The organism is Streptomyces sp. NPDC031474 (assembly GCF_055581185.1).
This window is the reverse complement of sequence record NZ_JBVIJX010000038.1, coordinates 16366-34524: the sequence shown is the minus strand read 5'-3', so window position 1 is coordinate 34524 and position 18159 is coordinate 16366. Positions and strand designations below refer to the sequence as shown.

The 18159-nt window shown below is 68.6% G+C and carries 15 protein-coding genes and 1 pseudogene; 6 read left to right on the top strand and 10 right to left on the bottom strand.

The annotated features are described in order from the left end of the window. Positions 1-25 precede the first annotated feature (25 nt). From ACZ5SK_RS45260 to ACZ5SK_RS45250, 3 genes and pseudogenes are all read right to left on the bottom strand, one after another. Positions 26-665: pseudogene (locus ACZ5SK_RS45260) on the bottom strand (VOC family protein). After that, positions 662-1426 (bottom strand): LysR substrate-binding domain-containing protein, encoded by a 765-nt coding sequence (locus ACZ5SK_RS45255; RefSeq protein ID WP_468577868.1) that lies wholly within the window; start codon positions 1424-1426, stop codon positions 662-664. Before ACZ5SK_RS45255 ends, ACZ5SK_RS45260 begins: the two are co-directional and overlap by 4 nt. A 679-nt stretch (positions 1427-2105) precedes the next feature. After that, positions 2106-3113: a LacI family DNA-binding transcriptional regulator gene (locus tag ACZ5SK_RS45250; protein WP_468577866.1), complete on the bottom strand. Its 1008-nt coding sequence runs from the start codon at positions 3111-3113 to the stop codon at positions 2106-2108. 211 nt (positions 3114-3324) lie between these two features. Between ACZ5SK_RS45250 and ACZ5SK_RS45245 the strand changes: the two genes are divergently transcribed. Continuing rightward, entirely contained in the window at positions 3325-3762 is a 438-nt protein-coding gene (locus ACZ5SK_RS45245) for a hypothetical protein (protein ID WP_334575773.1), read from the top strand. Positions 3763-3804: 42 nt separating this feature from the next. On the opposite strand, the gene ACZ5SK_RS45240 is transcribed toward ACZ5SK_RS45245, so the two are convergent. Genes ACZ5SK_RS45240 through ACZ5SK_RS45230 form a run of 3 tightly spaced genes read right to left on the bottom strand, consistent with a single transcriptional unit; the run spans position 3805 to position 8146 of the window. Next, a complete protein-coding gene (locus ACZ5SK_RS45240) occupies positions 3805-4134 on the bottom strand; it encodes a hypothetical protein (RefSeq protein ID WP_468577863.1) in 330 nt (109 codons plus the stop codon). 7 nt (positions 4135-4141) lie between these two features. Next, the gene (locus ACZ5SK_RS45235; RefSeq protein WP_468577861.1) at positions 4142-6580 is read right to left on the bottom strand and encodes an alpha-L-arabinofuranosidase C-terminal domain-containing protein; all 2439 of its coding nucleotides are present in this window, start codon (positions 6578-6580) and stop codon (positions 4142-4144) included. A gap of 48 nt (positions 6581-6628) precedes the next feature. Next, positions 6629-8146, bottom strand: a complete 1518-nt coding sequence (locus ACZ5SK_RS45230) for an alpha-N-arabinofuranosidase (RefSeq protein ID WP_334575769.1) — start codon at positions 8144-8146, stop codon at positions 6629-6631. A gap of 599 nt (positions 8147-8745) precedes the next feature. Between ACZ5SK_RS45230 and ACZ5SK_RS45225 the strand changes: the two genes are divergently transcribed. The 3 genes from ACZ5SK_RS45225 to ACZ5SK_RS45215 are packed head-to-tail and all read left to right on the top strand — an operon-like array spanning position 8746 to position 11935. After that, entirely contained in the window at positions 8746-10089 is a 1344-nt protein-coding gene (locus tag ACZ5SK_RS45225) for an extracellular solute-binding protein (protein WP_334575768.1), read from the top strand. Next, positions 10086-11114, top strand: coding sequence for a carbohydrate ABC transporter permease (locus tag ACZ5SK_RS45220; RefSeq protein ID WP_334575766.1), 1029 nt, complete (start codon positions 10086-10088; stop codon positions 11112-11114). The genes ACZ5SK_RS45225 and ACZ5SK_RS45220 overlap by 4 nt, the downstream gene beginning before the upstream one ends. Further along, a complete protein-coding gene (locus tag ACZ5SK_RS45215) occupies positions 11114-11935 on the top strand; it encodes a carbohydrate ABC transporter permease (protein ID WP_334575765.1) in 822 nt (273 codons plus the stop codon). The genes ACZ5SK_RS45220 and ACZ5SK_RS45215 overlap by 1 nt, the downstream gene beginning before the upstream one ends. Positions 11936-11947: 12 nt before the next feature. Here ACZ5SK_RS45215 and ACZ5SK_RS45210 read toward each other — a convergent pair whose 3' ends face one another. From ACZ5SK_RS45210 to ACZ5SK_RS45195, 4 genes are all read right to left on the bottom strand, one after another. Further along, positions 11948-12193 (bottom strand): hypothetical protein, encoded by a 246-nt coding sequence (locus tag ACZ5SK_RS45210; RefSeq protein ID WP_334575764.1) that lies wholly within the window; start codon positions 12191-12193, stop codon positions 11948-11950. A gap of 817 nt (positions 12194-13010) precedes the next feature. Continuing rightward, entirely contained in the window at positions 13011-13664 is a 654-nt protein-coding gene (locus ACZ5SK_RS45205) for a transposase (protein ID WP_468158031.1), read from the bottom strand. A gap of 100 nt (positions 13665-13764) precedes the next feature. Next, a complete protein-coding gene (locus tag ACZ5SK_RS45200; RefSeq protein WP_361707730.1) occupies positions 13765-14934 on the bottom strand; it encodes an acyl-CoA dehydrogenase family protein in 1170 nt (389 codons plus the stop codon). Positions 14935-14977: 43 nt separating this feature from the next. Beyond that, the gene (locus ACZ5SK_RS45195) at positions 14978-16177 is read right to left on the bottom strand and encodes a CaiB/BaiF CoA transferase family protein (protein ID WP_334575759.1); all 1200 of its coding nucleotides are present in this window, start codon (positions 16175-16177) and stop codon (positions 14978-14980) included. Between the two features lie 126 nt (positions 16178-16303). On the opposite strand from ACZ5SK_RS45195, the gene ACZ5SK_RS45190 reads away from it, so the two are divergent. Both ACZ5SK_RS45190 and ACZ5SK_RS45185 read left to right on the top strand, forming a co-directional pair. After that, positions 16304-17257: a LysR family transcriptional regulator gene (locus tag ACZ5SK_RS45190; RefSeq protein WP_334575758.1), complete on the top strand. Its 954-nt coding sequence runs from the start codon at positions 16304-16306 to the stop codon at positions 17255-17257. A gap of 50 nt (positions 17258-17307) precedes the next feature. Further along, positions 17308-18114, top strand: coding sequence for an alpha/beta fold hydrolase (locus tag ACZ5SK_RS45185; protein ID WP_334575756.1), 807 nt, complete (start codon positions 17308-17310; stop codon positions 18112-18114). Positions 18115-18159: the final 45 nt, after the last annotated feature.

Genomic DNA, 18159 nt, shown 5'->3' with positions numbered 1-18159 from the left:
CCGCCGCCTTGGTTCGGGGCATGCATCATCGGCCGAGTTGAAACTTCACCCCACCAACGTCACCTACCGCGAGTGCGGTGGCGCCTACTTCACCCGGCGCGACCCCGAACGCGCCACCCGCCGCGCGCCAGCGCCCCGCATCCGACGCGCTGCAGCCCGCCTCCGCCATGGCTCCCGAAGGATGCGGGCCGCGGGAGATGGCGAGGCTGTGGTGCTGGGCGTTGCACCGCAGGAACCAGAACACCTCGCCCATGTCGGGGTGGGTGATGGTGTCGGACAGTGCGAAGTCGAGGTGCTTCTCGTAGAACGCGCGGGTCACCTCGGGCTGTGCCGAGTTGATCACTACGTGGGACAGCCCGCCGGGGGTCTGGAGCTTGCCGGGTTCGCTGACCAGCCGGACCCCGGCCGATCCGAGGCGGGCGGCCAGGGCGTCCACCGCGGCGGCGTCGACCGCGCCGAACGCGATCAGGTCCAGCCGCTTCTCGCGGTCCTGGCGCAACCGCACCGTGTACTGCTCCGGGGAGCCCTCCGCGGCCAGGAACGTGATTCCGGTGTCACTGGCGACCGGTGTCAGCTTCCACATCCGTGTAGAAAGCGACCTGCTTGTCGTAGTCCGGCACCGCGAGATCCACGTGCCGCAGGTGAGTGATCAGACGGTCGGTCATGGTCGTTCTCCGTTCAGTCTTGTGTTCACGTGTGGCCGTGCTCGCGGGCGCTTGTCGATCGTCTGTGCGGCTTGAGCGAATACGGTACGCAGCCATCGGTGGCCCGCGTCGGCCTCGTACATGGGGTGCCACCACACGGTTTCGAGGCTCGGGTGGGCGTTGAAGGGGCAGGACACCGTCCGCACCCCTGCCCCGGTGGGCAGTTGGTCGGCGAACCCGCGGTAGACGAGGGCGATCCGGTTGGTCCCGGCGATCAGGTAGGGCAACGCGGTGAAGCTGTCCACCACGATCCGGGTGCGAGGTTCGATGCCCTGGAACCTCCTCTGCTGCACGGCGGGCGAGGACGGGGAGTCGTAGGAGACGACCCAGGGCAGCTCGGAGAGCTGCTCGATGGTGACGTGCTCGCCCACCGCGCGGTTGTCGGCGGAGACGAGGCAGACCCATTCGTCGGTGCAGAGGTCCAGGCGCGGCAGGTCGCGGACATAGCCGTAGGGGAGCACCACGGCGTCGATCGTGCGCAGGGTGTGCAGGGGGCTGCTGACATGGCCGGTGTTGAGTTGTTCGATGCGCAGGCGGACGTTGGGCGCCAGTTCGTCGAGCAGAGTGGAGAGCGCGCTGCCGAGTACGGCGACGGTGTGGTCCGACATGGCCACGCGGAACTCTCGCTCGGAGCACGTGGGATCGAAGTCGCGTTCGGCGGTGAGCACACGGCGGACGCCGCTGACGGCGGCCTCGACGCTGTCGAGCAGCCTGGTGGCCAAGGGGGTCTTCAGGAAGCCTTGAAGTCGGCATCGAACGTCACGAGCATCAACAGCCGACCACCTCGTCGGTGAACCAGGTACAGCAAGATCTTGTGCTGGACCGCAGCCGCCGTCAGGACCGGAGCACGGGAGCGGTACGGTCAGCTCTCCGCGTTCGCAATGCCAGGCGGCACACGCCAAGGCCACCCACCGCAGGGACCGACGCCCAAGGTGACCAGCGACTACGGAAAAGTACGAGCCCACGGGCCTGCCAAGGAAGAGCATGGAGCCCGAACGCCCGCGAGCGGTGGACCAGCGTTTTGCGATCTGGCCGGCGTCGAGCTGGACGGTTGAGCGTGTGGTGGTGCGTGCTCCGGATCAGCCCTCAGCGGCCCGTTCTCGGCCCGCGCTGCCGTCGGCGGCGGCCTCACCCTGCCTTACGACAACGGCCGCACCGAGGGGGTCGACACGCGAACCAAGCAAATCATGAGGCAGATGCGCGGCCGAGCCGGGATCCCACTGCTCCGCCACCGCCTCTCCTCCGGTGGGACCTGAATCCCGCCGGAAACCACCAAGAGCCGCTACTCGCAAGCCAGCGGTAGGACGCATGACCGAAGATCGTCCCGAGACCGAGCAGCGACAGCCCGACAGCCCGCATACTCCGGCCACCCGACGAGGCGCCGGAGTGAGCCGGCCGGGCTCAGCCGCCTGTCGACTCCCGGATCACCACGGAGAAGTGGCTGATGAACTCCTCGTGGTCCGCCCCGGGCTCGGTCTGCCCGATCCGCCCGGCCAGCAGGTCGACCGCCCGCCGCGCCATCATGTCGTGGTCCGGATCGATGGTGGACAGCGAGGGGATGAGGAACTCGCTCTCCTCGACGTTGTCGAATCCGATCACTTTGACCTGCTCCGGCACCCGTACCCCGACGTCGGCCAGACCACGCAGCACGCCTATGGCCACGGTGTCGGTCACGCAGAACACGCCGTCGAAGTCGAGCCCGCTCGCGACCATGTCCCTGGCGGATCGCGCACCAGCGCGCAGGGTGAGCGCCTCCATGCTCTGCACGAGGTCGGGGGCCAAGGGCAGGCCGGCGCCCCGCAGGGCCTGCCGGTAGCCCGTGAAGCGGAGGCTGGACACGTCGACTTCCTCTCCCACCGGCCCGCGCACCATCGCGATACGGCGGCAGCCCCGCTCGATCAGGTGCTGGGTGGCCGCCTGTGCCCCGTCGACGTTGGGCATGGCCACATGGTCGACGGGACCGCCGAAGATCCGCTCGCCCAGGATGACCACCGGGTGGTCCACCTTGAGCAGTTCGACGTCGGCCGGTCCCATGCCCACCGTGCTGAGGATGAGCCCGTCGTAGAGCCGGTTGCGCGACAGGGACAGCGCGTCCAGTTCGTTCTCCCTCGACGCACCGGTCTGCTCGATGCACACCCGGAGGCTGTACCGCTGGGCAGCGGCGATGATGGCAGCGGCCAACTGTCCGTAGTAGGGGCTGTCCACCTCGGGGACAGCGAGACCGATGGTGCCGGTTCGGCCCTTGCGCAGATTCCGGGCCGCCACGTTGACGCGGTAGTCGAGCCGGGCCATCGCGTCGAGGACCTTCTCCCGCGTCGCCTTGCGTACATTGGGATGGTCATTGATGACGTTCGAGACGGTCATCGCCGAGACTCCGGCCGCCTTCGCCACGTCCTGAATCGTTGCCACGTTCGCCCCCGGTATGCGGTCTCAGGACATCCTTCACCATTACACCTCAGCCCTGCGTCAGCCCTGCCTCGCAGGTGCGAGGCGGTAGAGGGCCGCGCCGTGTGCGGGGAGGTCGGCCCGCAGGCATTGGCCGTCGTGAGTCGTGTCGGTGCGGGTTCACAGTTCCCGGACGCGGTCGTCCTTGCGGGCACCGATGGAGCCGAGCGGCACGGTGACCCGCCTGGGGCTGTCGGCAAGGGAGAACACGGCGGCGGAGCGGGTACCTCTGTCGGTGTTCGCGGGCGGTCCACAGGACGAGGTCCTTCTCGCGGAGGACCTCGCGGTTGTCCCCGCTGTGCCACAGGACGTCGAGTGTCTCGTCGTTGGTGAGCAGCTCGATCGTCTCCGGCGGGCTGGTGGGCAGGTCGCCGCCCATCATGAGAGGGGAACGGGAGATGAGCCACAGCGTCAGCAGGCTGATCTGCTCGGGACGGCTGAGGGCGCTGACGAGAGAGACGTCGGTGCCGGGGGAGAGGCTCGGCTCGATGGGCCGGCCGCTGCGGGCGATGGCCCGGGCGTAGGCGGAGATCTCCCGCTCGTGGTAAGGGAAGAGCATGTCGTCAACCTTGATGAAGTCGACCCCCCATTCGGCGAATTGGGCGACCTGTGAGTCGTAGGACGCCTGCGCGCCCGGATGGTCGTGGTTCAGACCCTAGTTGTCGGAGTTCCAGGGGCATACGGAGCCGGTGCCGGCGATCTCGTCGGCGGTCCAGTCCATACCCGCCACGGGCAGGCGGGCGGCGACGGTGCGGCGCGGGATGCCGCGCATGATGTGCAGGCCGATACGCAGGCCGAGTCGGTGCACGCGGTCGGCCAGCGGTCCGAATTCCGCGCCGTCGGCCGCCGGGGGGAACCGGTTCGGCGCGGGCATCTGGCGGCCGTGGTCGTCGAGGACCAGCCTGGTGCCGTAGCAGTCCCGGCTGTTCCAGCCCATCGGCGGACGCAAGTGTCGTTCGGCGATCGGTCGCGCGGATCGGGTCATGGCTGAACTATTCCCGATCTTCTTCCGGGCGCGTGCGGAGAACGGTGAAGGAATGCGGCGGGATGTCGCAGACCGGCCCGGGCAGCCGGTCCTCGACGGGGGTGGCCGGGGCGGTCCCGAACATGCTGGTGGCGTGTGGAGGTGCGGCGAGCGCGGTCCGCTCGAAACCGGTGACGACCTCTGTGCCGGTCAGACGGAGATGAACGGTGACGGGCTCGGACGTCGAGTTGGCGATCTTGACGATCACGTCACCGGCCGAGCTGTCGCGGACGGCTGAGACGGCGAAGACCTCCGGGGGCGCCGGGTCGTCCTCCAAGTCGTGGATCAGCTCACCGTCGCGGTAGCAGCGGATGCGCCGGCCGTCCACCTCGACCCGCAGGTCGTACCAGCGACCGGTCTCGACGGGGCCGTCCACCGAGTCGTTGAGGTCGTGCAGCACACCGTCGTCCACGCGCTGGAGCCGCATGCCACGATTGAGCCAGTCGCCGACCGACCACTGGTACCAGTTGCCGGGGGAAGTCCTGGCGAAGCCGATGGTGAAGCCCTGGCCGCCGCCGTTCTTCCTGGCCCGCACGGAGAAGGCGTACGACGGGCCGTCCACGGCGGCCGTCAGGACCAGCCTCGCGTCCGTTCCGTGCGCCGTCTGCCGGATGCGGCCGTCGCCCCCCGGCTTCCAATGGCCCAACTCGGCGTCCCAGTCGGCGAAATCCGGGGCAGGTGCCGCGTCGGCGCCCAGCGGGCCGACGCGCGCATCGGTGAACTCGGCGCGGGTGTCGTGACTCGTACCGATGTGGACACTGTGCCGGGCCGGCTCCGGGACGGGCCGCGCCCGGGGCGCTCCGACGACGGTGACGGGCAGGGCGGTGTCGCCCGAGTGCACCGAGTGCATGCGCTGGACGTGGTAATTGAGGGTGGGCCAGACGTTCGTGTTGTCGAAGTAGATCAGGTCCGGCAGCCACTGGGTGTGGCCACGCTTGGCGAGCAGCGGTGCGTAGGAGGCCAGCCGGACGACGTCGCCGTTGCGCTCCATGGCGATCATGTAGGTCGCTTCGGCGACGGCGCTGCGCATGTCGTTGTCCCGGGCCGCGTACTCGCCGATGTACAGGTGCGGGCCCCCGCGGTCCATCGCGTCGAAGCGGCCGGTGTTCTCCAGGAACCAGCGCGGGGATTTGTAGGAGTGTTCGTCGACGACCGGGACGCTCCTCTCACGGGCGAACGCCCAGCCCTTCTCCCAGTCCTCGCCGGTGGGGGAGGGGCCGACCGTGCCGACGACCGTGATCTCGGGGTGGTGCTCGCGCAGCGCGTCGTGGATGCGGGAGAAGCGGTCGCGGAAGGTGTCGGTGATGGTGTCCTCGTTGCCGACCCCCAGGTATTCGAGACCGAAGGGCTCGGGGTGCCCGGCGGCCGCGCGCAGGGCGCCCCATGGGGAGTCGGCGGGGCCGTTGGCCCACTGCACCAGGGCCAGCACCTCGTCGATGTAGTCGGGCATCTGCTCCTCGGGGATGCCGACCTGGCCGGTCGGCTCGGTGTTCTGGCAGCAGACGCCGGCCGGTACGACGGGCAGCGGCTTGGCGCCGATGTCCTCGCAGAACTGGAAGTACTCGTAGTAGCCCAGGCCCATCGACTGGTGGTAGCCCCACAGGTTGCGCTGCTGTCGGCGCGCCTGCAGCGGCCCGACGGTCTGGGGCCAGCGGTACATGTTGCCGAGCCCCACCCCGTGCGCGAGGCAGCCGCCCGGGAAACGTACGAACTTCGGCTTCAGGTCCGCGATGGCCTGAGCCAGGTCGGCGCGCAGGCCGCCCGGCCGGTCGCGGAACGTGGCCTGCGGAAAGAGCGAGACCAGGTCCAGATGTACGGTGCCGATCCCGCCCGCCACCACGGTGAACCTGGCCTCCGGGTCCGTCACCTCACACGTGATCACCGCTGAGTGCCGCTCCCAGGACCCGTGCACCGGACCCAGCTCCGCCCGGCCGTACACCCGGCTGCCGTCCCGGCTCTCGATCTGTGTCATCAGACGGTCCGCGGTGCCGTCTGCCAGGCGGGCGAAGAGGCTGACGTCGTAGCGTTCGCCCTCCCGTACGGCGACGCCGTCGAAGCCCTCGTTGCGCAGCCCTGCCCCGCGTCCGGCCGTACTGGCCGTGGTGGTGCGCAGCACCGCGTAATGCGGATTGGCCGGGTGCGGCGGCGCTTCGACGGCAACCGAGACCGACCCGGCGGCGCCGTCTCGCTCCAGTAGTTCCCAGGCGGTCAGGGCGTGCCATTCCGGCCGGTGGGCGGGCGTGTACTCGAACGACCGGTTCTGCACCAGCTCGGCGTAGAGACCGCCGTCCGCCGCGTGGTTGAGGTCCTCGAAGAACACCCCGAACAGATCGGGCGAGATGGCGGTGCCTCGTGCTGCCGCATCCACCTCGACAACCGTCTCGACGGGTCTCGCGGATTCACTCATCGCCCTCGTAACTCCTCGGTTGGTTGTCGTCATGGGTGGTGGTGCTGGTCAGGCCAGCGGGGCCTGGACGGTGAGGAACGAGTGAGGCGGCAGCGTCAGGGTCAGGCCCCGGTCGTTGACCTTCAGGTCGTCGAAGGGGCGGGGGCAGACCGTGCCCGGCGCCTGGGCGCTGTTGTGGGCCTGGAGCCGGTCGGCCGTCAGGAGGCGGGCGGTCGGCTCACCGATGGAGGCGCCGCGCAGGTCGAGCGTCACCTCGGCGGGCTCCTCGGCGTCGAGGTTGGACAGCGAGATGAGGACGGTTCCGTCCTTGACGCTGGCCGAGGCGGACAGGGTGTCCAGTTCGGCGTCCCCCACCGGGCGGCTGGCGTTCTCGGTACGCAGGTGCACGGCGAGCGAGGCGGCGTCCTGATGGCCCTTGTTCATCTCGAACACGTGGTAGGTCGGGGTCAGGACCAGCGAATCGCCGTCAGTGAGGACCATCGCCTGCAGGACGTTGACGGTCTGGGCGATGTTGGCCATGTACAGGCGGTCGGCATGCTTGTGGAAGATGTCGAAGTGCGTGCTCGCCACGAGCGCGTCGCGCAGGGCGTTCTGCTGGTACAGGAAACCGGGGTTGGTGCCCGGTTCGACGTCCCACCAGGTGCCCCACTCGTCCAGGACCAGGCCGACCTTCCGGCCCGGGTCATAGCAGTCCATGACCGTGGAGTGGCCGGTGAGGATGCGGTCGATCTTCTGGGCGGAGACCATCGTCCGGTAGTAGTCGTCCGTGTCGAAGACGGTGGCGCTGCCCTTCGTCTCCCAGGGGCCGGCCATCGTGTAGTGGTGGAAGGAGATGCCCTGGAAGAAGGTGCGCGGGGTGGCCTCGCAGCCGAAGCAGCTGATCTGCTGCATCAGCGTCTCGGTCCACTTGTAGTCATCGTCGGACGCGCCCGAGGCGATGCGGTAGAGCTTGTTGTCTCCGTGGTCCCGGCAGTACGTGGCGTACTGCCGGGCCAGGTCGGCAGAGTACTCGGCGCGCATGTTGCCGCCGCAGCCCCACGTCTCGTTGCCGATGCCCCAGAACTTCACCCGCCAGGGATCCTCGCGGCCGTTGGCCTTGCGCAGCCGCACCATGGGGCTGTCGCCGTCCCGGGTCAGGTACTCGACCCACTCGCTCATCTCCTGGACGGTGCCGCTGCCCACGTTGCCGCTGATGTACGGCTCGGTGCCGAGCAGTTCGCACAGGGCCATGAATTCATGGGTGCCGAAGTGGTTGTTCTCCTCGACGTTGCCCCAATGCGTATTGACCATCTTGGGGCGCTGGTCCCTGGGGCCGATGCCGTCCTTCCAGTGGTACTCGTCGGCGAAACAGCCTCCGGGCCAGCGCAGGTTGGGGATGTTCAGGGCGCGCAGGGCCTGCACGACGTCGAGGCGGATGCCGCCCTCGTTGGGGATCGGCGAGTCCTCGCCGACCCAGAAGCCGTCGTAGACGCAGCGGCCGAGGTGCTCGGCGAAGTGACCGTAGACGTGGCGGCTGATTTTCGGACCCTCGATGTCGAGGCTGATGATCGCGGTGGCGGTGGCCACAGGTGTACTCCAGGGGTGGGGTGTGCGAGCAGGGTTTGTATCGATAAAAATTGACATCGTGTTACGAGCGTGTCAAGAGAGGTGCAGAAATTATTGGCCGCCGGGAGCCACCCTCCCTTCCCCGGCCCCTCCTCGTGCCAGGAGGCCGCTCAGGAGGGCACCGCGCCAGACCCCTTGACGTCTTCCGACGCCACCACCTACTGTCCGCCGAAGTCTCAGCAGCCGGTTTCCCCGGATGGCGCAATCCAGGCGTCGCGGCACTGCGACCAGTGCGACCAGTGCGCCGACCAAACAGTTCCCGCACGTGTCTTGACGCATCCGCAACCCGGTGCCAGCTTTTATCGATACAAACCGTTGTCCTGGACGTGTCCGTCCCATGCCCTGCCCAACCGCCAGGCGGAACGTCCGCCCGTGGTCGGCTGCCGCGAGGGCGAGTGCGCACGTGGACTGAGCGGGCCCTGCGCTTCAAACCTCAACGCCCTTCGGTGCACATTCAACACCCCAGCCAACCCTATTTGTCCCTCTTTCCACCGTGGATCAGCCCCAGCGTTTCGCCTGCCCCACCCCGCTGCAACCACCCGCACGAAAGGCTCATCACCGTGTCCCTTCCCGCTACAGGTGCCCTCGGACGGCGCCACTTCCTCGCAGCCTCCGCCGGCGCCGCGCTCACCGCGGCAGCCCTGCCCGGCTGCGCCGCCTCGGTCGACGGAGGCGATGACTCCGGCGGCAAGAGCAAGACGACGCTCACCGTCATGGCCGTGGAAAACGAATTCGACGTCAAGGCCGCCGAAAAGGCGCTGGGCATGAAGGTCAGGCTCATCGTCCAGGACAACTCCAAGCTCAACGCCATGCTGGCCGCGAAGACCCCGCCGGACGTGGTGGCGGGCTGGGGTGCGTCGGAGACCTCGTACTTCGCCGCACGCAGGCTGATGACCGACCTGGACCCGTACTTCGCCAAGAGCACGGCGCTCAAGCTGTCCGACCTCGACCCGGTCAACGACGTCTGGCGCTTCGACGGCACCAAGCAGGGCACGGGCCCCCGCTACGGCATGACCAAGGACTACTCGCAGGACCAGATGTTCTGGTACCGCACCGACATGTTCGACGCCGCGAAGCTGGACTATCCCAGCGAGACCGAGCCGCTCTCCTACGACGAGTGGCTGGACATGGGCAAGCGGCTGGTCAAGCGCAGGCTGGGCAAGGTGAGGGTGTACGGGCTGAGCGCCACCGGACTGGGCGTCTTCTCCCAGGTCATGGGTATGACCGCATCGGCCGGCGGCAGTCTGTTCGCCGAGGACCTGGCCTCGGTCGACTTCTCCTCGCCCGAAGCGCTTCAGGCGCTGAAGTGGCACCTGCAGTACGCGCGGGCCGACATCGGCCCGAGCGTCGCCAACCCCAACCCGGACGGCTGGGACTGGCCCACCTACCAGGCCGGGCGGATGGCGATGGCCTGCGACGGCTACTGGCTCGGCGGATCGATCGGCAGTGACCCCAAGGTCGCCAACGTGTCGCGCTTCGCTCCCGCGCCCCAGATGGGCAGCCACCGCATCAGCCCCTGTTTCGGCGCCACCGGCTGCTGGATCCCCAAGGACGCCAAGAACAAGGACGAGGCCTGGACGTTCTTCGAGTGGTACTTCGGCGGCAAGCCCGCCCAGGACCGGGCGAGCAGCGGCTGGGGCATCCCGGCCCTGAAGTCACTGCGTCCGCGGATGCCACAGGGCAAGCCGTTCCAGAAGCAGGCGTTCGAGGTGCAGCAGCATGAGCTCGAGCACTTCTCGACGCTGACCTTCACCCCGTACGTACAGAGGGCCGCCCTGGACGGTGTCATCAACAAGGTGCTGCCGGGCGCGGTCAAGTCCGGCACCTCGGCGGGGAAGGTCGCCGATGAACTGAACTCGCGTATGAACGAGCAGATCGCCAAGGGCAAGGAGCTCGTAAGGTGAGCACCAGTCAGCTCACCGGTCGGGCCGCCGGGCCGCGCGTGCCGTCCCCGCCCTCGGGACCGGCCGCCCGGTCGGCGCGCGGGCGGCGCTCGCTCAGGGCGCGCCGGGCCCGGGACTTCTACCTGTTCGCCGGCCCCTGGATGCTGGGCTTCCTAGCCCTGACGGTCTACCCCCTTGGGTACGCCCTGTGGCTGAGCTTCACCAACTCCGACGGGCTCTCCGACAACTCCCGCTTCGTCGGCCTGGACAACTACCGGGAGGTTTTCACCAACCCGGAGACGATCTCCTCCCTGGCCCGTACTGGGTTGTTCACCCTGATCACGGTGCCGCTCACGATCCTGGCGGGGCTGATCATGGCGGTGCTGGTGAACCAGCCGATCAAGGCCCGCGGCCTGTTCCGCACCCTGCTGTACCTGCCCGCCGTCGTCCCGCCGGTCGGTGCGGCCCTCACCTTCAAACTGATCTTCGACCGTGACTCGGGGGCGGCCAACGGCGCCCTGGACTCCCTCGGCGTCAACGGGGTGACCTGGCTGGTGGATCCGTACGCCCGCTATGTCTTGATCATGCTGACCATGTGGGGCGCGGGCAACGTCATGATTATCTCGCTTGCGGGACTCCAGGACATACCCAAAGAGGTGCACGAGGCGGCCCGAGTGGACGGGGCCAGCCCCTGGCAGTCGTTCACCCGCATCACCCTGCCGCTGCTCTCCCCGGTGCTGTTCTTCCAGGTCATCACCGGGGTCATCGCGGCGCTGCAGAGCTTCGCGCCGCTCCTGATCGCGCTTGATCCCACCCCCGCGGGGGTGGGCAACGTTCCGGAGAGCAACTACTTCTTCATGATCAACGTCTTCGCCGAGTACTTCGCCAACGGACGCTACGGCTACGCCTCCGCCATGCTGTGGGTTCTCTTCGTGATCATCATGGCCGTCACCTTGCTCCTCTTCAAGCTGAGCAAGGGCGCTGTCTTCTACTCCGTGGAACCGGAGCAGGCGAAGAACAAGCCCCGCACGATCGGAGGCAAGTAATGGTGTTCGCCCGACGCAGTGCCGTCTACATGGTCCTGGTGGCGGCCCTCGTCCTCTTTCTCAGCCCCTTCGGCTGGCTCGTCATCACCGCGCTGAAGGCCTCTTCCGAGCTGCGCGTCATGCCCATCCACTGGTGGCCGCACGACCCGAGTCTGGAAAACTTCAAGGACGCGCTAACCCACTTTGAGTACTTCGCGTACGCCCGCAACTCCCTGACGATCGCCGGCATCTACTCGGTGCTGATCACGCTCGCCTCGGCCTGGGCCGGATACGGCTTCGCCCGGCTGGACGCGCCGGGAAAGCGGGTGATCTTCGGGGTACTGATCTCGACGATGATGCTGCCGCAGATCATCACCCTGATCCCCACCTATCTGTTGTTCGCCAGGATGAACCTGCTGAACACCTACATGCCGTGGGTGCTGTGGGGCCTGGCAGGCGCCCCCTTCCTCATCTTCCTGTTCCGGCAGTTCTTCTCCAACATGCCCAAGGAACTGGAGGAGGCCGCGATCGTCGACGGCTGCGGAAGCGTGCGCATCTTCTGGCGCATCTTCCTGCCGCAGTCCTGGCCGGTCATCGCCGCCAGCCTGATCATCTCCTTCAGTTGGAGCTGGGGCGATTACGTCGCCCCCGCCCTGCTGCTGGACTCCGACCGCACCACACTCACCGTCAAGCTCGCCACCGGCTACGTCAACGAACACGGTGCCCAGATGTCCAACCTCGTCGCGGCCGGCGCCGTGATGTACGTCGTGCCCGTGCTCGCGCTCTTCCTCATCATGCAGCGCGGCTTCGTCTCGGGCATCTCCACCTCCGGACTCAAGTAACCAACTCACCTCTCAGCACAGGCACAGGCACAGGCACAGGCACTTTCCATGAACGACGTCTGCTGCCGCCCCGCAGACGATCACGTCGGCCTCCAGGACCGACTCCCCGCAGCGCACGCGGTATTCGCCCAGCACTTCGACGCCGTCCGGCGCGACTCGTATCCGTATGCCGTGATCACGGGCGGCCGCGACGGCGAAGTCGGCCAGCCACGGCCCGAACAGCCGGAGCAGCGGCGGTACGAGATCGACGAACTTCATGGCACCCGAACCTACGCAGCCGTCCGCACGAACAGCCGGCTTCCGCACACCCGTCCCGCCATTCAGTGACCCGCCGAGCATACGTTCGGCGTCACCCCCCGCTCGGCCGGACAGTCCAACGGGCGTTCCGCGCCCGACCTCCCGGACCCGCAACGCTCCGCGACGCCACCACACGATGCGATTCCCCCCAGGCGTAAATGCCTGCGGTTCGTCGCAAGAATCTCGCTGAAGTGTGCAGGTGCGCCCAAGGCGCGTCCGCCGGCCACCCCTACCCCACTCACCGACGCCGGGGGCAGTCGGGCGGGCGCCGGAGGGCTGCTGCCACCGGACGCTGTTTGCGGCCGGTTCGGGCACGGCGGGGCAGGGGCCTGGCGCTGAAGGGCAACGCCGACCGTGGAGCGGGGGTCCAGCGGTCCCTCGACGTCCGGGACGAGGGCCATGCGCTCAGGACACCTCCGCCGGGCGTCTGCACAGAACAACTCGCCTTCTGGCACAGGACCTTGACGAACCCAGGCGCACAGAACGCCCCGGAGAAACATTAGGATTCAAGTACTTCGGGGGTTCGTCACAGAAAGAGAAAGGTATCCGCGTGACATCAGCAGGATCGACCAAGACGCGCCTCGCCGCGCGTGTCGCCGCGGGACTGGCCGCGGCCGCCACGGTCTTCGGATCGCGGCCTTCGCGTTCACCGGCGGCAACAGCAACACCCAGGCCGATGAGCCGTGGGAGTGCAACCGCACCGGCAGCGTCTGCCACGGTTACTGACCGGCCCGAGCAGTGGTGAGGGGAGAAGGGTCTGGTCGTCGGCCCTGATGGATCAGACATCCGCCCTCGCCCCTGCCCGCGGGGACGAGGGCGGACACCGTTGCGGCGAGAAGGCTGCCGTGTCAGTGGGACCGGTCCGCCATGGGACATCGCGGCCGAGCCGGCCAACTGGCCGCCACCGGCACGGCGTAGACCGCGTGACCAGCTCATCCAGCACCTCTGGCGCGTCGCGGGCCACCTCTTCCAGCACGGCGCGAATCGCCTCGGTCACCAGCTCCAGGCGGGTCGGCTCCCGTGCGGCGGACAGGACGTGGGGGTGGAGTCGGTGCGCTGCGTGACGCGTCCCCTGAGCAGACCTGCCCGTCGGATCCGGGTGGGTGCGAGGCCCAGTAGCCGGTCGGCGCGGTCGACTTCGGCAGCGCACCGACTCGGCGGCCTGGCGGTCGGAGAGGTTCATCGCGTACTGCGGCACGCAGACGGTGGCGAGCTGGGCGGGTGAGAGCCCAGGGCGGCCGTCACGCGGGTACCAGGCGGTGAAGTCCGCGCCACTCCAGAGGCCGTCGAGGCGGTCGCGGACCCATTTCGCGGTGGTGCCCTTGGGGTTGGCCGCGCGGGCAACCCGGGCGGTCAGCGGCGGGATCTCGGCTCCGGAGTGAGGTTGGACGGACGCATCGGGCTCCTGGGAAACGAGGGCGGGACGTTCCAACGAGCCTGACGCAACGTCACGATCGTCAACTGCCGACCTCAAGATTCCCGACAGAGTCTCTCAGTGGCGTCGGGCACGTACTTCACAGTGACGACGATCCTCATGCGTCCAGCCCTCCCCGCTTGACGAGCTGAGCCGTGATGACATTGCGCTGAATCTCGTTCGTGCCCTCGCCGACGATCATCAACGGGGCGTCGCGGAAGTAGCGTTCGACGTCGAACTCGGTGGAGTAGCCGTAACCCCCGTGGATACGGACGGCGTTGAGGGCGATCTGCATCGCGGTCTCGGAAGCGCACAGTTTGGCCATGCCGGCCTCCATGTCCACCCGGCGTCCCGCGTCCGCCTCCCGCGCCGCGTAGAGGGTCAGCTGACGGGCCGCCGTGAGCGAGGTGGCCATGTCGGCCAGGTAGTTGCCGATGGACTGGTGCTTCCAGATCGGCTTGCCGAACGACTCGCGTTCCTGGGCGTAGGCGAGCGCGTCCTCGAAGGCCGCCCGGCCGACCCCGAGCGCACGGGCCGCGACCTGGAGGCGTCCGGTCTCCAGGCCCTTCATCATCTGGGCGAAGCCCTTGCCTTCCAATCCGCCTAGGACGGCGTCGGCCGAGGCCCGGTAGTCCTCGAAGGACAGCTCGCAGCTCTCCACGCCCTTGTAGCCGAGCTTGGGCAGGTCACGGGAGACGGTCAGCCCCGGTCCGTGCTCCACCAGCAGGATCGAGATGCCCTGGTGAGCCGGAGCGGCGTCCGGGTCGGTCTTGCACAGCAGGGCGATCAGGCCGGAGCGCCGCGAGTTGGTGATCCAGGTCTTCGCCCCGTTGACCACGTATCCGCCGTCGCCGTCCTTGCGGGCGACGGTGCGCATGGCCTGCAGGTCCGAGCCGCCGCCGGGTTCGGTCAGGGCCATGGTCGCGCGGATCTCGCCGGTGGCCATCTTCGGCAGGTAACGGCGCTTCTGCTCCTCGGAGCCAAAGTGCAGCAGCAGCTTGGCGACGACGGTGTGGCCGCCCATCGCGCCGGCCAGACTCATCCAGCCCCGGGCCAGCTCCTCGGTGATCAGGACGTAGCAGGAGGTGGAGACCGGGGTGCCGCCGTACTCCTCGGGGACGGCGAGGCCGAAGATACCGAGGGTCTTCATCTGCTCGATCAGGGCCTCGGGGTAGGTGCCCGCGTGCTCCAGCTCCTGAACGACGGGCTTCACCTCCTTGTCGACGAAGTCGTGCACGGTACGGACAATGAACTGTTCGTCCTCGGACAGGACGTCGAGAGTGCTCATGCGGCGCTGCTCCTTGCTGAACTGGCAGGTGGCGAAGGGCGGTTCAGATGACGTGCTCGGCCTTCAGGCCGTCGATGTCGGCCGGGCTGTATCCCAGGTCGGCCAGGATGGTGTCGGTGTGTTCCCCGGCTGCGGGGACGGCGTCCATGCGCGGGGCCGTACCGGTCAGGTCCACCGGCGGCAGCAGCGCGGGCACCACGGCTCCGCCGGGGATCCGTACGTCCCGCCAGCGGTCCCGGCCGCTGAGCACCGGGTGCGCCAGGAACTCGTTCATGTCGTTCACCCCGGCGTTGGCGATGCCGGCCGCGTCCAGCAGATTCGTCACCTCGTGGCTGTCCAGTTCACCGAACCGTTCGGCCACGATCGCGTTCAGCTGCTCGCGGTGGGCGACCCGGGCCGAGCCGGTGGCGAAGCGCGGATCCGTGACGAGCTCGGGCCGGCCCAGGAACCGCTCGCACAGGGCGGCCCATTCCCGCTCGTTCTGGATGGAGAACAGCACGTCCTTGCCGTCGGCTGCGGCGTAAGCGCCGTAGGGGGCGATGGTGGCGTGCTGGGTGCCGATGCGGGGCGGCTGGGTGCCGAAGTAGCGGGTGTAGTAGGCGGGTTGGTTCATCCACTCGGCCAGTGCCTCGAACAGGGAGACCTCCACGGCGCGGGCGACTCCGGTGGTGGCCCGGGTGAAGAGGGCGGTGAGGATGCCGGAGTAGGCGTACATGCCGGCGGCGACGTCGGCGATCGAAACCCCCACCCGGGCGGAGCCGTGTTCGTTGCCGGTGAGGGAGACCAGGCCGGTCTGGCACTGCACCAGCAGGTCGTACGCCTTACGGTCGGCCCAGGGGCCGGTGGAGCCGTAGCCGGAGATCGAGCACGGGATCAGCGAAGGGAAGCGCTCGGCGAGGGCCTCGGCGCCCAGGCCCATCCTGCTCGCCGCACCTGGTGCCAGGTTCTGTACGAACACGTCGGCCCCGGCGAGCAGTTGCTCCAGGATGTCCCCTCCCGCGTCCGACTTCAGGTCGAGGGTGATGGACTCCTTCGACCGGTTGAGCCACACGAAGTAGCTGGACTGGCCGTGCACCGTGGTGTCGTACCGGCGGGCGAAGTCGCCCCCGCCCGGCCGCTCCACCTTGATCACCCGTGCGCCGAGGTCGGCGAGCTGGCGGGTGGCGAAGGGAGCGGCCACCGCCTGCTCGATACTGACGACGGTGATGCCGGTGAGCGGCAGTGCTTCGGGGTGCTCGGACATGAAGTGATCTCCAGAGAGTGCGGTCCCGTACCGGAGTACCATCATCGATGCTCATGGCCGTCTAGGTGAAATAGCAATATGTAATGCCACCATGCGCGCCCCGGATGGACGCGGAAAGAAGCCCCCTTGGACATCAAGCAGCTCAAGGCGATCGTCACGGTCGCCGAAGTGGGCAGCGTCACGCGCGCCGCGGACCTGCTGCACCTGGTGCAGCCCGCAGTCACCCGGCAGATCCGCACCCTGGAGCAGGAACTCGGCATCCCGCTCTTCGAGCGCACCGGGCAGGGCATGCGCCCCACCGAGGCCGGGACGATCATGGTGGACCGGGCGCGGCGCGCGCTGAACGAGCTGGAGCGGGCCCGCGCCGAGGTGCAGCCGACCCCGGGTGTGGTGACCGGCATCGTCACCCTCGGTCTGCTGGAGAGCACCAGCGACCTGCTGGCCGAGCCGCTCGTGACGACCCTCGCCCGTGACCATCCCGGCGTCGAGCTCCGTCTCATGACCGCCTACTCGGGGCACCTGCAGCAGTGGCTCGACGACGGCGACCTGGACCTGACGCTGCTGTACAACCTGGACAGCACCCCCTCGCTCAACGCCCACCCGCTGCTGCGCGAGCGGCTGTGGGCGGTCGCCCCCGCGTCGGCCGGCCTCCGCGCCGACCATCCCGTTCCGTTCGCGGAGGCGGCGAAACACCCGCTCGTCATGCCCGCCTCGGGGCACGCACTGCGCCGGCTGATCGACGCGGCGGCGGCGCGGTCCGGGGCCTCCATGGACGTCATCGTGCAGACCAACTCGATGCGCGTGCAGAAGCAACTCGTCCAGGCGGGGCACGGCTGGACCGTCCTGCCCGGTGTGGGCATCGCCGACGATGTCGCACGAGGCACGCTGAGCGCCGCGCCGCTGAGCGAGCCCCATGTGTGGCGCTCGGTCGTCCTCGGCACACCGCGGTTCGGGCGCACCCCGCCCGCCGTGGAGGTCGTCGCACGCGAGTTGGTCCGCCAGATCAACTCCGCGGTGGTGCAAGGCAGATGGCCCTCTGCTCAGGTCCGGGGAGACGACAGTCCCGCCGAGGGTGAGTGACTCGCCCGCCGCAACGTCCAGGATCGTCCGAGAAACCTGTGGGGACACCCATGACTGACACCGGTCACCAGCTCGACGCCGTCGCCCATGCCCAGGACGGCACGGCACTGGCCTGCCAGCAGCGGGGAGACGGATACCCGCTGATCCTCCTTGCCGGACAGGCGAACAACCATCACTGGTGGGACGGCGTACGAGAGGACTTCCACGCCACGCACTCCACCATCACCTTCGACTACCGAGGCACCGGCGCCAGCGACAAGCCCCAAGGGCCATATGCGACAGAGCAGTTCGCGGAGGACGTGATCGCCGTCCTCGACCGCCTCGGCATCGAGAACGCCGACGTCTACGGGACCTCCATGGGCGGCCGGGTCGCCCAGTGGGTCGCCGCCCATCACCCGGACCGGGTCCGGCGCCTCGTCCTGGGCTGCACCTCCCCCGGCGGACCGCACGCCGTGGAGCGCGACGCCTCGGTACGGCGGGCCCTGGCCCAGGCCGACCCGGATGCCGTCCGCGAGGTGCTGATCGACCTGATGTATTCCCCCGCCTGGCGCACCGCCCATCCCGGCCCCTACACCACGCTCGGCGACCCCGACATGCCCCCGCACGCGCGCCGCGGCCACCTGCTGGCGAGCAACGGGCACGCCGCCTGGGACGTACTGCCCCTCATCACCGCGCCCACCCTGATCCTGCACGGCGACCAGGACCGGCTCACCCCGCCGGACAACCTCCCGCTGCTCGCCGCCCGTATCCCCGACACCCGGACACACCTGTTCCCCGGCGCCCGGCACGCCTACTTCGAGGAATGCCGCGCGGAGGCCAGTGCTCTCGTCGCGGCGTTCCTCAGCGGGGTCTCATAGCGGACCCCAGGTCACAGGGCCGCGATCGCTCGGCATGCGCGCGAC

Bases quoted from the DNA above. Each gene is read 5' to 3' on its own strand.
- ACZ5SK_RS45185 (WP_334575756.1), top strand. From the start codon at position 17,308: ATGACTGACACCGGTCACCAGCTCGACGCCGTCGCCCATGCCCAGGAC.
- ACZ5SK_RS45235 (WP_468577861.1), bottom strand. From the start codon at position 6,580: ATGAGTGAATCCGCGAGACCCGTCGAGACGGTTGTCGAGGTGGATGCG.
- ACZ5SK_RS45240 (WP_468577863.1), bottom strand. From the start codon at position 4,134: ATGACCCGATCCGCGCGACCGATCGCCGAACGACACTTGCGTCCGCCG.
- ACZ5SK_RS45215 (WP_334575765.1), top strand. From the start codon at position 11,114: ATGGTGTTCGCCCGACGCAGTGCCGTCTACATGGTCCTGGTGGCGGCC.
- ACZ5SK_RS45200 (WP_361707730.1), bottom strand. From the start codon at position 14,934: ATGAGCACTCTCGACGTCCTGTCCGAGGACGAACAGTTCATTGTCCGT.
- ACZ5SK_RS45210 (WP_334575764.1), bottom strand. From the start codon at position 12,193: ATGAAGTTCGTCGATCTCGTACCGCCGCTGCTCCGGCTGTTCGGGCCG.
- ACZ5SK_RS45195 (WP_334575759.1), bottom strand. From the start codon at position 16,177: ATGTCCGAGCACCCCGAAGCACTGCCGCTCACCGGCATCACCGTCGTC.